Source organism: Streptomyces sp. cmx-4-9, from assembly GCF_046548835.1.
In the GTDB taxonomy this organism is placed as follows: Bacteria; Actinomycetota; Actinomycetes; order Streptomycetales; family Streptomycetaceae; genus Streptomyces.
The window spans coordinates 103680-116666 of record NZ_JAEBEE010000001.1; the positions used below are offsets into that span (position 1 = coordinate 103680).

Annotated in this window: 15 protein-coding genes; 2 read left to right on the forward strand and 13 right to left on the reverse strand. The window is 69.7% G+C overall.

Translation table 11 applies throughout. The annotated features are described in order from the left end of the window. Nucleotides 1-3: 3 nt before the first annotated feature. Complete coding sequence (coaA, locus tag ACLJTM_RS00455; RefSeq protein WP_411101338.1) at nt 4-1077, forward strand: type I pantothenate kinase; 1074 nt, start codon at nt 4-6, stop codon at nt 1075-1077. Nucleotides 1078-1102: 25 nt separating this feature from the next. After that, a complete protein-coding gene (locus tag ACLJTM_RS00460) occupies nt 1103-2065 on the forward strand; it encodes a DUF389 domain-containing protein (RefSeq protein WP_411101339.1) in 963 nt (320 codons plus the stop codon). 35 nt (nt 2066-2100) lie between these two features. On the opposite strand, the gene glmM is transcribed toward ACLJTM_RS00460, so the two are convergent. The 13 genes from glmM to map all read right to left on the reverse strand — a co-directional run bounded on the left by glmM (nt 2101) and on the right by map (nt 12958). Next, nucleotides 2101-3459, reverse strand: a complete 1359-nt coding sequence (gene glmM / locus ACLJTM_RS00465; RefSeq protein ID WP_411101340.1) for a phosphoglucosamine mutase — start codon at nt 3457-3459, stop codon at nt 2101-2103. A gap of 144 nt (nt 3460-3603) precedes the next feature. Beyond that, nucleotides 3604-4122 carry a 30S ribosomal protein S9 gene (gene rpsI / locus ACLJTM_RS00470; RefSeq protein ID WP_411101341.1) on the reverse strand — a complete coding sequence of 173 codons (519 nt, stop codon included), beginning with the start codon at nt 4120-4122 and terminating at the stop codon, nt 3604-3606. Between the two features lie 42 nt (nt 4123-4164). Continuing rightward, entirely contained in the window at nt 4165-4608 is a 444-nt protein-coding gene (gene rplM, locus ACLJTM_RS00475; RefSeq protein WP_266934864.1) for a 50S ribosomal protein L13, read from the reverse strand. A 237-nt stretch (nt 4609-4845) separates the two neighbouring features. Further along, nucleotides 4846-6135: a glycosyltransferase family 87 protein gene (locus ACLJTM_RS00480; protein ID WP_411101342.1), complete on the reverse strand. Its 1290-nt coding sequence runs from the start codon at nt 6133-6135 to the stop codon at nt 4846-4848. 40 nt (nt 6136-6175) lie between these two features. Next, nucleotides 6176-7804 (reverse strand): ABC-F family ATP-binding cassette domain-containing protein, encoded by a 1629-nt coding sequence (locus ACLJTM_RS00485; RefSeq protein WP_411101343.1) that lies wholly within the window; start codon nt 7802-7804, stop codon nt 6176-6178. Between the two features lie 33 nt (nt 7805-7837). Beyond that, on the reverse strand, nt 7838-8689 hold the full coding sequence (gene truA / locus ACLJTM_RS00490) for a tRNA pseudouridine(38-40) synthase TruA (RefSeq protein ID WP_411101344.1): 852 nt from the start codon (nt 8687-8689) through the stop codon (nt 7838-7840). Between the two features lie 100 nt (nt 8690-8789). Beyond that, the gene (rplQ, locus tag ACLJTM_RS00495; RefSeq protein WP_411101345.1) at nt 8790-9263 is read right to left on the reverse strand and encodes a 50S ribosomal protein L17; all 474 of its coding nucleotides are present in this window, start codon (nt 9261-9263) and stop codon (nt 8790-8792) included. A gap of 98 nt (nt 9264-9361) precedes the next feature. Next, nucleotides 9362-10384, reverse strand: a complete 1023-nt coding sequence (locus ACLJTM_RS00500) for a DNA-directed RNA polymerase subunit alpha (protein WP_007265920.1) — start codon at nt 10382-10384, stop codon at nt 9362-9364. 142 nt (nt 10385-10526) lie between these two features. Further along, nucleotides 10527-10931 carry a 30S ribosomal protein S11 gene (rpsK, locus tag ACLJTM_RS00505; RefSeq protein ID WP_003956432.1) on the reverse strand — a complete coding sequence of 135 codons (405 nt, stop codon included), beginning with the start codon at nt 10929-10931 and terminating at the stop codon, nt 10527-10529. Between the two features lie 54 nt (nt 10932-10985). Next, nucleotides 10986-11366, reverse strand: a complete 381-nt coding sequence (gene rpsM, locus ACLJTM_RS00510) for a 30S ribosomal protein S13 (RefSeq protein ID WP_150518306.1) — start codon at nt 11364-11366, stop codon at nt 10986-10988. A gap of 200 nt (nt 11367-11566) precedes the next feature. Continuing rightward, nucleotides 11567-11680, reverse strand: coding sequence for a 50S ribosomal protein L36 (gene rpmJ, locus ACLJTM_RS00515; RefSeq protein ID WP_003956441.1), 114 nt, complete (start codon nt 11678-11680; stop codon nt 11567-11569). A gap of 74 nt (nt 11681-11754) precedes the next feature. Further along, nucleotides 11755-11976 carry a translation initiation factor IF-1 gene (infA, locus tag ACLJTM_RS00520; RefSeq protein WP_003956442.1) on the reverse strand — a complete coding sequence of 74 codons (222 nt, stop codon included), beginning with the start codon at nt 11974-11976 and terminating at the stop codon, nt 11755-11757. 145 nt (nt 11977-12121) lie between these two features. Then, nucleotides 12122-12958: a type I methionyl aminopeptidase gene (map, locus tag ACLJTM_RS00525; RefSeq protein WP_411102233.1), complete on the reverse strand. Its 837-nt coding sequence runs from the start codon at nt 12956-12958 to the stop codon at nt 12122-12124. Nucleotides 12959-12987 lie beyond the last annotated feature (29 nt).

Sequence of the window (12987 nt, forward strand, 5' to 3'; positions counted from 1 at the left end):
GGTGTGATCACTTCGCCGCCACGAAGCAGCACGCCGGACAGTACGCCGGGCAGCACGCCGGACAGCGCGAGCGAGCGCTCCGGCGGGGACGGCCCGACCGTCCGCCCCGGCCACCGCCGGGCCCCGGACGCGTCCCCGTACGTCGACCTCAGCCGCGCCGAGTGGAGCGCGCTGCGCGAGCGCACGCCGCTCCCGCTGACCGCCGAGGAGGTGGAGCGGCTGCGCGGCCTCGGCGACGTCATCGACCTGGACGAGGTCCGCGACGTCTACCTCCCGCTCTCGCGGCTGCTGAACCTGTACGTCGGCGCCACCAGCAACCTGCGCGGCACGCTGAACACCTTCCTCGGCGACGCGGGCAACGGCCACGGCGCACAGCAGGGCACCCCCTTCGTCATAGGGGTCGCAGGCTCCGTGGCCGTCGGCAAGTCCACCGTGGCCCGCCTGCTGCAGGCGCTGCTCGCCCGCTGGCCCGAACACCCCCGCGTGGAGCTGGTCACCACCGACGGGTTCCTGTACCCGATGAAGGAGCTCCAGCGGCGCGGCCTCACCTCGCGCAAGGGCTTCCCCGAGTCCTACGACCGCCGGGCGCTCACCCGTTTCGTCGCCGACATCAAGGCGGGCAAGGACGAGGTGCGGGCGCCGGTCTACTCGCACCTGATCTACGACATCGTCCCGGGTGAGGAGCTCGTCGTGCGCCGCCCCGACATCCTGATCGTCGAGGGCCTGAACGTGCTGCAGCCGGCCCTGCCGGGCAAGGACGGCCGGACCCGCGTCGGCCTCGCCGACTACTTCGACTTCAGCGTGTACGTGGACGCCCGGCCCGAGGACATCGAGCGCTGGTACCTGAACCGCTTCCGCAAGCTGCGCGAGACCGCGTTCCAGAACCCGTTCTCCTACTTCCGCAAGTACACCCAGGTCTCCGAGGAGGAGGCTCTGGAGTACGCGCAGACCATGTGGCGGACGATCAACAGGCCGAACCTGCTGGAGAACGTGGCGCCCACCCGCGGCCGGGCCACCCTCGTCGTCCGCAAGGGCCCGGACCACAAGGTGCAGAAGCTGAGCCTGCGCAAGCTCTGACGGCCCGGCCCTTAGGGTGCGGGGCATGCTGCATCTTCGTATGATCACTCCGCCTGATCGGACGGAGGCGGTGGTGGCGATCGTCGAGAAGACGGTCGGGACCACCCACCTGGCCGTGCTGAAAGGGGCGGCCCGCGTGCCCGCGGGCGACCTCGTGCTGTGCGACGTGGCCCGCGAGGCCGGGGACGAACTGCTGCAGGAGCTGCAGGGGCTCGGACTCGACGAGGTCGGCTCGATCGCCGTGGAGAACATCGACCTGTCGCTGTCCCGGCGGGCCGACGCGGCCGAGGAGGAAGCCCCGGGCGAGGCGGCCGACGCGGTGCTGTGGGGGCAGCTGACCGAGGCCACCCACGAGGAGTCCACTCTCAGCATCACCTACTGCGCGTTCATGGTCCTCGCGACGATGATCGCGGCCTGCGGCGTGGTCCTCGACAACGCCGTCCTGATCGTGGGCGCCATGGCCGTCGGCCCGGAGTTCGGCCCGCTCGCGGGGGTGTGCGTCGGCCTCGTCCGGCGCAGGCCCAAGCAGGCGCTGCGCTCCCTGGGGGCCCTGCTGGTGGGCTTCGCCGCGGCGATGGCCGCCACCACCCTCTTCAGCCTCGGCATGGACGCCATCGGCCAGTTCGAGCCGGGCATGCTGGAGCGGGACCGCCCGAACACCGGGTTCATCTGGCAGCCGGACTCGTTCTCGTTCGTGGTCTCGCTGCTGGCCGGCGTGGCCGGTGTGCTCTCCCTGACCTCCGCGAAGTCCGGGGCGCTGGTCGGCGTGGCGATCTCGGTGACCACCGTCCCGGCCGCCGCGAACGCCGCCGTGGCCCTGAGTTACGGGGAGTTCGCCCAGATGTGGGGCTCGATGGAGCAGCTCCTGCTGAACCTGGGCGGGATCATGCTGGCGGGCGTCCTGACCCTGTACGGGCAGAAGGCCCTGTGGCGGACCCAGCGCGGCCGCTGGACCCGCCGGCCCACGAGCGGAGCCCCCGGCAGCTGAACACGGCCGGGGGCTCTGCGCCTGCGGGAGGGGGCCTAGCCCAGCGCCGACTTCACGACGTCCGCGAGCCGCCCGGCGACCGCGCGGGCCTGCTCGATGTCGGCGGCCTCGACCATGACCCGTACCAGGGGCTCGGTGCCGGACGAACGCAGCAGCACCCGTCCGGTGGTGCCCAGTTCGCGCTCGGCCTCGGTGACCGCCGCGGCCAGCTCGCCGGAGGTGGTCACCCGGGACTTGTCCACGTCGGGCACGTTGATCAGGATCTGCGGCAGGCGGGTCATCACCCCGGCCAGGTCGGCCAGGGACCGCCCGGTGGCCGCGATCCGGGCCGCCAGCAGCAGCCCGGTCAGGGTGCCGTCGCCGGTCGTCGCGTGGTCGAGGATGATCACGTGCCCGGACTGCTCGCCGCCCAGCGCGTAGCCGTGCTCCTTCATCGACTCCAGGACGTACCGGTCGCCGACCCCGGTCTGCACGACCTGGACGCCCTCGGCCTCCATGGCCAGCTTGAAGCCCAGGTTGGACATGACGGTGCCGACCACGGTGTTCTCGCGCAACTGCCCCGCCTCGCGCATGGCGAGGGCCAGCACGGCGAGGATCTGGTCGCCGTCGACCTCGGCTCCGGTGTGGTCCACGGCCAGGCAGCGGTCCGCGTCGCCGTCGTGCGCGATGCCCAGGTCGGCGCCGTGCTCGACCACGGCGGCCTTGAGCAGGCCGAGGTGGGTGGAGCCGCAGCCGTCGTTGATGTTGAGGCCGTCCGGGGCCGCGCCGATGGTGACGACCTCGGCCCCGGCCCGGGCGAAGGCCTCCGGGGAGACAAAGGCGGCCGCGCCGTGCGCCTCGTCCAGGACGACCTTCAGGCCGTCGAAGCGGTTGGGGAGGACCCCGATGAGGTGGGCGACGTACTTGTCGAAGCCCTCGGTGTAGTCGGAGACGCGGCCGACGCCGCTGCCGGTGGGCCGGTCCCAGGGGGCGCCGGTGCGGTGCTGCTCGTAGGTCGACTCGATGCGGTCCTCCAGCTCGTCGGCGAGCTTGTGGCCGCCGCGGGCGAAGAACTTGATGCCGTTGTCGGGCATGGCGTTGTGGCTGGCGGAGAGCATCACGCCGAGGTCGGCGCCCAGCGCACCGGTGAGATACGCCACCGCCGGGGTGGGCAGCACACCGACGCGCAGGACGTCCACGCCCGCGCTGGCGAGGCCCGCGACGACCGCGGCCTCCAGGAACTCGCCGGAGGCCCGGGGGTCGCGGCCCACCACGGCCGTCGCCCGGTGCCCCGCGAAGGTGCCCGCCTCGGCGAGTACGTGGGCAGCCGCCACGGAGAGGCCGAGCGCGAGCTCCGCCGTCAGATCCGCGTTGGCAACGCCGCGTACACCGTCCGTCCCGAAGAGTCGTCCCACTGTTGTCCTCCCGAGTTTCCGCTTGGCTTGTGACAGCTTGTAACCGCTTGTGACAGGTATTGCCGCTTGTGGCGGTAAACGAACCGCCCCGGCAGCACACAGAGTGCTGCCGGGGCGGTTTCGTTGCAGAACAGCAGGCGCAGATTAACGCTTGCTGTACTGCGGAGCCTTACGGGCCTTCTTGAGACCGGCCTTCTTGCGCTCGACCGCACGGTCGTCGCGGGAGAGGAAGCCAGCCTTCTTCAGCGCCGGGCGGTTGTTCTCGACGTCCGCCTCGTTCAGCGCACGGGCCACACCGAGGCGCAGGGCGCCGGCCTGGCCGGAGACGCCGCCACCCGCGATGCGGGCGATGATGTCGTAGCGGTTGTCGAGCTCGAGCAGCTTGAACGGCTCGTTGACTTCCTGCTGGTGCACCTTGTTGGGGAAGTAGTCCTCAAGGGTGCGACCGTTGATCTTCCACTTGCCGGTGCCCGGAACGATCCGGACGCGGGCGATGGCGTTCTTGCGACGGCCCAGGCCGGCAGCCGGCTGGGGGTCGCCGAAGCGACCGGCAAGGGACTCGGAGGTGTAGTCGCCCTCGACTACGGCCTCGGACTCGCTGGTGTACTCCTCGACGTTGCCCTCGAACTCTTCGACGGTCGTCTCGGCGGTGGTCTCGGCCACGATGCTCCTCAGAATTTTCTACGTCTTAGGGGGTGGCCGGAACTACTGCGCGACCTGGGTGATCTCGAACGGCACCGGCTGCTGGGCAGCGTGGGGGTGCTGGTCGCCCGAGTAGACCTTCAGCTTCGAGAGCATCTGACGGCCCAGGGTGTTCTTGGGGAGCATGCCCTTGATGGCCTTCTCGACGGCCTTCTCCGGGTTGTTCGCCAGGAGGTCGTCGTAGCGCACCGAGCGGAGGCCGCCCGGGTAGCCGGAGTGGCGGTAGGCCATCTTCTGGGTCGCCTTGTTGCCGGACAGGTGGACCTTGTCGGCGTTGACGATGATGACGAAGTCGCCCATGTCCATGTGGGGGGCGTAAGTCGGCTTGTGCTTGCCCCGCAGGAGGGCAGCGACCTGGGTCGCCAGACGGCCGAGGACAACGTCCTGGGCGTCGATGACGAGCCACTGGCGCGAGATGTCGCCGGGCTTGGGGCTGAACGTACGCACGCGTATGCCTTCGCTTCTTCAGTGGTGGGTCGACCCATAGGGCACGAAGCCCCGCGGGAAGGGTCCTGAACAGGGTCACCACGGACGATCACGACAGCCCTCGTCCACATCGGGGACGCAACCCGTGTGAACCGCTGGTCATCGGTCCGGTGGACCGGCGCAAGGCCCTTTCACGTGAGAATGAGAAAGCCAATACGCATAACAAACCAGCAGGGTACCCAAGCAGACCCGTACGGGTCAAAACGCGGTCCGCGATGCCGATTCTGCTGGCGTCGCGGCGCACTCCGGTTCGGTCCTGGGTGGGGACCCCGTAGTTGTTACGGGCTCTAGGATAACCCGATCGGAGCGCAGGGAACGACGCGCCAGCAGCATCGCGAGCCCGCACAGCGTGAAGCAGTCCTTGAACGCCCGCCGCTTGGCCTCCAGTGCGGAGGGCCACGGGATGCCCGCCAGCTGGGGCCCGACGGCAACCCAGAACCAGGGCGAACGCGGCATCGAGCCCGGCCGCACCACCGACGCCAGCAGCATCGGGACGATCGTCAGCAGGTAGTGGTCGAAAGACGGCCGCGACACCAGGAATGCGGCGAGCATCACCATCGAGGCCGTCTCCACCAGCCGCAGGGAGCCGTCGTCCCGCACACCCGCCGGATCCTCCCGGCGCCACCGCGTCCACGCCGCCCACAGCCCCACCGCGGCCCCGGCGAAGGCCACCGGCACCGCCACGGCCGCCGGCACCCCCAGCCGTGGCAGCACCGCGATCGGCGAGGCGTCCCACGGGAGGGCGTACGCGTCCTGCCCCTGGAGCAGGAAGGGCAGGGTCTTGGTGAAGAACAGCGAGGGGCTCGGCATCAGCAGCGCCCCCGCCAGCGACAGCCCCAGCGGGACGAGCACCGCCGCGGCCAGCCCCCGCCACTGCCGGGCGAAGAGGAAGAGCACCCCGATCGGCACCAGCATCGGCTTGCAGGCGATGGCCAGCCCGATCACGAGCCCGGCGCTCCCCCACGCGCTGCGGCGGGCCAGCAGCAGCGCCAGCGGCAGGGCAGCCGCCGAGATGGCCGTCCAGTTGCCGATCAGCACGAGGTTCACGTACGGCTTGTAGGCCACGGCGAACAGGGCGTACCCGCCGACCGCCAGACGCGAGCGCAGCGGCACCGAGAACAGCTTCAGCGAGGCCCACCAGCCGGCCGCCAGCAGCCCCGTCATCCCCAGCGGCAGCGCCCAGCGCAGCACCGCCTGCGGCAGCAGCGCCTCCGGGACCGCCATGATCACGGCGCTGGGGAGGTACAGGAACCGCTTGTCCTCGTACGGGGAGCCGCCGTCCAGCAGGGTCTGCGCCGCCTTGACCACGAAGGCGTTGTCCGAGCCCCAGTTCGCGCGCACGCTGGTGGAGACGCAGACACCCAGCAGGACGGCGAGGGAGAGGATCCGCCAGGGCCGCGACGCCGGCCGCAGCAGCCAGGCGACCAGGCGGCCGCCGCGGTCCGGGCCGTCCCACTTCCTGAGCCACATGCCAGACCGCAGGCCCACCACACCTCTCCCTCGACTCGGCCGGGGGAGCCGACTCCCCCTAGCGCTTGCGCTCGACCCTACGTTCGTCCCAGACGGGCTCCTGAGTCTCCCGCACAACACCGTCCGAACCGAAGACCAGGTAACGGTCAAATGTGCGCGCGAACCAGCGGTCGTGTGTGACACACAGCACAGTGCCCTCGTACGCCTCCAGCCCGTCCTGCAGCGCCTCCGCCGATTCGAGGTCCAGGTTGTCCGTCGGCTCGTCCAGCAGCAGGGCCGTGGTCCCGGCCAGCTCCAGCAGCAGGATCTGGAAACGTGCCTGCTGGCCGCCCGAGAGCTTCTCGAAGGGCTGGTCGCCCTGGCGTTCCAGCTCGTACCGGCGCAGTGCGCCCATCGCCTGGCCGAGGGGCTTGGCGGCCTCGGTCCACAGGATGTCGACGAGCGTGCGGCCGAACAGCTCCGGGTGGGCGTGGGTCTGCGCGAAATGGCCGGGAACCACCCGTGCGCCCAGCTTCCAGGTACCGCTGTGCTTGACGTCCTCGCCGGCCAGCAGCCGCAGGAAGTGCGATTTGCCGGAGCCGTTCGAGCCGAGGACCGCGACCCGCTCCCCGTAGAAGACCTCCAGCGAGAAGGGCTTCATCAGCCCGGTGAGCTCCAGGTTCTCCACCGTCAGCGCCCGCACGCCGGTACGGCCGCCCTTGAGCCGCATCCTGATGTCCTGCTCGCGCGGCGGCTCCGGCGGCGGCCCGGCCTCCTCGAACTTCTGGAAGCGGGTCTGCATCGCCCGGTAGCGCGAGGCCATGTCGGGGCTGCTCGCGGCCTGGTTGCGCAGCCGCAGCACCAGCGCCCGCAGGCGGGCGTGCTCCTCGTCCCAGCGCCGCTTGAGCTCCTCGAAGCGGGCGAAGCGCTCCTTGCGGGCGTCGTGGTAGGTGTCGAAGCCGGCGCCGTGCACCCACACGTCACTGCCCATCGGGCCGGCTTCCAGGCTGATGATCTTCTCGGCGGCCCGGGTCAGCAGCTCCCGGTCGTGCGAGACGAACAGCACGGTCTTGCGGGTGGCCTTCAGCTGCTCCTCCAGCCACCGCTTGCCGGGGACGTCGAGGTAGTTGTCCGGCTCGTCGAGCAGCAGCACCTCGTCCGGACCGCGCAGCAGGGCCTCCAGCACGAGCCGCTTCTGCTCACCGCCGGAGAGCGTGCGCACCTCGCGGAACTGCGCGGAGTCGTAGGGGACGCCCAGTGCCGCCATGGTGCACACGTCCCACAGCGTCTCCGCCTCGTAGCCCTGGACGTCCGCCCAGTCGCTGAGTGCCTGCGCGTACGCCATCTGCGCGGCCTCGTCGTCGACCGTCAGGATCAGCTCCTCGGCCCGGTCCACGGCCTTCGCCGCCTCCCGGATCCGCGGCTGGGCCACGGAGACCAGCAGGTCCCGCACGGTGCTCCCGTCCCGTACGGAGCCCACGAACTGCGACATCACGCCGAGGCCGCCGCTGACGGTGACGCCGCCGCCGTGCGGCTGGAGCTCACCGGAGGCCAGCTTCAGCAAGGTGGTCTTGCCGGCCCCGTTCGCCCCCACGAGGGCGACCACCGCACCCTCCCCCACCCGGAAGGAGACGTCGGGCAGGAGCACCCGCCCGTCGGGCAGGTAGTACTCCAGGTGGCTGGCTTCGAGATGTCCCATGCCGCGCATTGTCCCGGCCGGGCCCCGATCCGCCCAAACGGATTAGCAGCAGCCCGCGCCCGGCAGGGTCCGCAGGTTGCGCGCTTCCTTGCTGCGGGCGGCCAGCAGCTCGTCGGCGGGGTAGCCGACCTCCTCCAGCGTCAGCCCGTGCGGCTTGACCACGTGGACCGAGGAGTCCCGTACGCCGGCGGCCAGCACCTCGCCGGGCCAGGTCACCGGCCGGTGCCCGTCGCCGACGTGCAGCAGGGCGCCCACCAGCGAGCGGACCATGTTGTGGCAGAAGGCGTCGGCGCGAACCGTCGCGGTGATGATCCCGTCCTCGGCGCGCTCCCAGCCGAGCTGCTGGAGCGTACGGATGGTCGTGGCGCCCTCGCGCTTCTTGCAGTACGCGGCGAAGTCGTGCTCGCCGAGCAGCGCCGCGGAGGCCTCGTTCATGGCGTCCACGTCCAGCGGCCACTGGTGCCACAGCACGTGCCCGCGGCGCAGCGGGTCGACCCCGGCCCGGTCGTCGCCCACGCGGTACGCGTAGCGCCGCCAGATGGCCGAGAAGCGCGCGTTGAAGCCCGCGGGGGCCTCGGCGGCCCTCCAGACCCGTACGTCGTGCGGCAGGCGGCCCGCGAGCCGGCGCAGCAGCTTGTCGTGGTGCTCGGCCCACACCTCCTCGGCCAGGTCGAACTGCGCGACCTGTCCCCGGGCGTGCACCCCGGCGTCGGTCCGTCCGGCCACGGTCAGCTCGACCGGCCCGGGCAGCCGCAGCACGGTCTGCAGGGCCGACTCCAGCTCGCCCTGCACGGTCCGCAGCACGCGCTGCTTCGCCCAGCCGGAGAAGTCCTTGCCGTCATAGCTCAGGTCCAGCCGCACCCGGACGTGCCCGGGCTCCACCTCGTCACTCACGTGACCGATCCTCTCTCACACGTACGGGAACGCAGAACGGGCCCGCCCCGGAAGGGGCGGGCCCGTTCAGAGCCGTTCAAGCAGACGAGATCCCGGAGGATCAGGCCTCCTTGGTCTCCTCGGCGGGGGTCTCGGTGGCCTCCGCCTTGGCGTCCGCCTCCTTGACCGCGCGCTTGGTGGCGGCCTCGGCCTCACCGGTGGCCTGCTGGGCGACCGTCAGGGCCTCGACCAGCTCGATGACCGCCATCGGGGCGTTGTCGCCACGACGGTTGCCGATCTTGGTGATGCGCGTGTAACCACCGGGGCGGTTCTCGTAGCGCGGGGCGATCTCGGTGAACAGCGTGTGCACGATGCTCTTGTCCGTGATCGTCTGCAGCACCAGGCGACGGTTGTGGATGTCGCCCTTCTTGGCCTTGGTGACCAGACGCTCGGCGTAGGGACGCAGGCGACGGGCCTTGGCCTCGGTGGTGGTGATGCGGCCGTGCTCGAAGAGCGACTTCGCGAGGTTCGCGAGGAGGTGCTTCTCGTGCGCGGCGCTGCCGCCCAGACGGGCACCCTTTGCGGGACGCGGCATGGACTTACTCCTTCATATCTGCACCGGCCGTGTCAGGTACCGGTGTCAGTTCCCCCGTGGCGGACGCCCCGGGAAAGTCTTGCTGTGCGAGCCGGGGCTCAGTACTGCTCGGTCTCGACGAAACCGGCGTCCGCGTCGTCGTCGGCGCCGAAGGCGTCGGCGGCGGCGGTCGGGTCGAATCCGGGCGGGCTGTCCTTGAGGGCCAGGCCCATGCCGGCGAGCTTCGCCTTGACCTCGTCGATCGACTTCGCACCGAAGTTGCGGATGTCGAGCAGGTCGGCCTCGGAGCGGGCGACGAGCTCACCCACGGAGTGGATGCCCTCGCGCTTGAGGCAGTTGTAGGAGCGGACCGTGAGCTCCAGCTCCTCGATCGGCAGCGCAAGATCGGCGGCCAGGGCCGCGTCCGTCGGCGAGGGACCCATGTCGATGCCCTCGGCGTCGATGTTGAGCTCGCGCGCCAGGCCGAACAGCTCGACCAGGGTCTTGCCTGCGGACGCCATGGCGTCGCGCGGGCGCATGGCCTGCTTGGTCTCGACGTCGACGATCAGCTTGTCGAAGTCGGTGCGCTGCTCGACTCGGGTCGCCTCGACCTTGTAGGTGACCTTGAGGACCGGGCTGTAGATGGAGTCGACCGGGATGCGGCCGATCTCCTGGCCCAGCTGCTTGTTCTGGACGGCGGAGACGTAGCCGCGACCGCGCTCGACGGTCAGCTCCATCTCCAGCTTGCCCTTGCCGTTGAGCGTGGCGAGGACGAGGTCCGGGTTGTGCACCTCGACACCGGCCGGGGGCGCGATGTCGGCAGCGGTGACCAGGCCGGGACCCTGCTTGCGCAGGTACATCACGACCGGCTCGTCGTGCTCCGAGGAGACGACCAGCTGCTTGATGTTGAGGATGATGTCGGTGACGTCTTCCTTGACGCCCGGCACGGTGGTGAACTCGTGCAGGACGCCGTCCACGCGGATGCTGGTGACAGCGGCACCCGGGATGGACGACAGCAGGGTGCGGCGCAGGGAGTTGCCGAGGGTGTAGCCGAAGCCCGGCTCGAGGGGCTCGATGACGAACCGCGAGCGGTACTCGTCCACGACCTCTTCGGTCAGCGACGGACGCTGAGCGATCAGCATGTCTGTGTTCCTTCTTTCGTGGACGCCCACTATTTGACGCCCGACGGGTACTGCCAGGTACAGCAAGGGTACGGGCGGCACGTCCCCCGGAAGGGGTGCGTACCGCCCGGACACTCAAAGACGCACAGGTGCGTCCGCTGCGTCAGACGCGGCGGCGCTTCGGCGGACGGCAGCCGTTGTGCGGGGTGGGGGTGACGTCCTGGATCGAACCGACCTCGAGGCCGGTGGCCTGGAGGGAGCGGATCGCGGTCTCGCGGCCGGAGCCCGGACCCTTGACGAAGACGTCGACCTTGCGCATGCCGTGCTCCTGCGCGCGACGGGCGGCCGACTCGGCGGCCATCTGCGCGGCGAAGGGGGTGGACTTGCGCGAGCCCTTGAAGCCGACGTGGCCGGCGGAGGCCCAGGAGATCACGTTGCCCGAGGGGTCCGTGATCGAGACGATGGTGTTGTTGAACGTGCTCTTGATGTGGGCGTGCCCGTGAGCGACGTTCTTCTTTTCCTTGCGGCGCACCTTCTTGGCAGCGCCCTGACGACCCTTGGGGGGCATCTAAATCTCCTACGGGAGGTGGTCGGTCCTACAGCGCAAGACCGCTGAACAGGACTACTTCTTGCCCGGCTTCTTCTTACCGGCGATCGCGCGACGCGGACCCTTGCGGGTACGGGCGTTCGTGCTGGTGCGCTGGCCGTGCACCGGGAGGCCGCGACGGTGGCGGATACCCTGGTAGCACTGGATCTCGACCTTGCGGCGGATGTCGGCCTGGATCTCGCGGCGGAGGTCACCCTCGGTGCGGAGGTTGGCGTCCACGTACTCGCGGATCTTGACCAGGTCCTCTTCGGCCAGGTCACGAACGCGGGTGTTCGGGTTCACACCGGTGGCCGCAAGGATCTCCTTGGACCGGGTGCGACCGACACCGAAGACGTAGGTGAGTGCGATCTCCACGCGCTTTTCGCGCGGGATGTCAACACCGGAAACGCGTGCCATTCAATGGCTCCTGTGTGTTCGGGGGTCTTCAGCAGAACCGAACCCCGACCGCCGACCACCCTGAAGTGGGTGATGGTACGCCCGGGTCCCCGGCCCCCGCCGGAGGTGCCGCCGGCCCGTGGAGGGCTGGGCGGGTTCTGCGTATGTACGTTTTCTTACGTCGCGCGAAGAACTGCGGAAGGCAGGTCGGTCGGCGTGCGTCAGCCCTGGCGCTGCTTGTGGCGCAGGTTGTCGCAGATGACCATGACCCGGCCGTGACGGCGGATCACCTTGCACTTGTCGCAGATCTTCTTGACGCTCGGCTTGACCTTCATGTTGGTGAGGTTCTCCGGGTCAGTGCCACCACCCGCGCCGGGACAAGGCGCCCAAGCGGGAGTGAAGACAAGATCTACTTGTATCGGTAGACGATCCGGCCACGCGTCAGGTCGTACGGAGACAGCTCCACGACGACCCGGTCATCCGGGAGGATGCGGATGTAGTGCATGCGCATCTTGCCGCTGATGTGCGCGAGGACCTTGTGACCGTTCTGCAGTTCCACCTTGAACATCGCGTTCGGGAGGGACTCGATCACGGTGCCCTCGATTTCGATGGCACCTTGCTTCTTGGCCACGCTTCGCCCTTCGAATCGGCTACCTTGATCAGCTCCGAGCTCCCGTAGCCACGTGGGCATGGGGGTGCAACAGAGCCGACGAGTCAGTCTACGTCAGGGCATCCGGAAAGACGAATCCGGAAAGTTTGCCCCAGAGTCTAGATCATTAACCGAGGGGGTCCGGAGCCGTGGTGACTCCGTACTCCGCCAGCTTCGCCTTGCCGCAGTCGGGGCTGGTCAGCACGATCGGGCCGGCCTCCGTCAGGGCGATGGAGTGCTCCCAGTGCGAGGACCAGGTGCCGTCCGTGGTGATGACCGTCCAGTCGTCCGCCAGGACCTCCGTCTGGGCCGTGCCCAGGGAGACCATGGGCTCGATCGCCAGGCACACGCCCGGGACGAGCTTGATCCCCTTGCCCCGCTTGCGCGAGACGTAGTTCAGCAGGTGCGGGTCCATGTGCATCTCCGAGCCGATGCCGTGGCCGCCGTAGTCCTCGATGATCCCGTACTTGCCGGTGGCCGGCCGCGGCTGGCGGCGGATGTACTGCTCGATCGCCTTGGAGATGTCCACGAGGCGGTTGCCGAGCTTCATGGCCGCGATCCCGGCCCACATGGACTCCTCGGTCACCCGGGAGAGCTCCAGGAGCTCAGGGGCGTGCCCGGTGCCCACGAAGGCCGTGTACGCGGCGTCGCCGTGCCAGCCGTCCACGATCGCACCGGCGTCGATCGAGATGATGTCGCCGTCCTTGAGGACCGTCTTGTCGTCCGGGATGCCGTGGACGACGACCTCGTTCACCGAGGTGCAGATGGTGGCGGGGAAGCCGCCGTACCCGAGGAAGTTCGACGTGGCACCGGCGTCCGCGATCACCTTGCGGGCGACCATGTCCAGATCCCGCGTCGTGGCGCCCGGGACGGCCGCCTCACGGGTGGCCGCGTGGATCGCGGCGACGACCAGCCCTGCCTCGCGCATCTTCGCGATCTGCTCGGGGGTCTTGATCTGGACCATGAACATGCCTTCCAGCTTCGGAACGGGTC

Coding starts and splice junctions, on each gene's coding strand:
- ACLJTM_RS00460 (WP_411101339.1), top strand. CDS start 1,103: ATGCTGCATCTTCGTATGATCACTCCGCCTGATCGGACGGAGGCGGTG.
- ACLJTM_RS00500 (WP_007265920.1), bottom strand. CDS start 10,384: ATGCTGATCGCTCAGCGTCCGTCGCTGACCGAAGAGGTCGTGGACGAG.
- map (WP_411102233.1), bottom strand. CDS start 12,958: ATGGTCCAGATCAAGACCCCCGAGCAGATCGCGAAGATGCGCGAGGCA.
- rpsM (WP_150518306.1), bottom strand. CDS start 11,366: ATGGCACGCGTTTCCGGTGTTGACATCCCGCGCGAAAAGCGCGTGGAG.
- rpmJ (WP_003956441.1), bottom strand. CDS start 11,680: ATGAAGGTCAAGCCGAGCGTCAAGAAGATCTGCGACAAGTGCAAGGTG.
- rpsK (WP_003956432.1), bottom strand. CDS start 10,931: ATGCCCCCCAAGGGTCGTCAGGGCGCTGCCAAGAAGGTGCGCCGCAAG.
- rplQ (WP_411101345.1), bottom strand. CDS start 9,263: ATGCCGCGTCCCGCAAAGGGTGCCCGTCTGGGCGGCAGCGCCGCGCAC.
- ACLJTM_RS00485 (WP_411101343.1), bottom strand. CDS start 7,804: ATGCGCGGCATGGGACATCTCGAAGCCAGCCACCTGGAGTACTACCTG.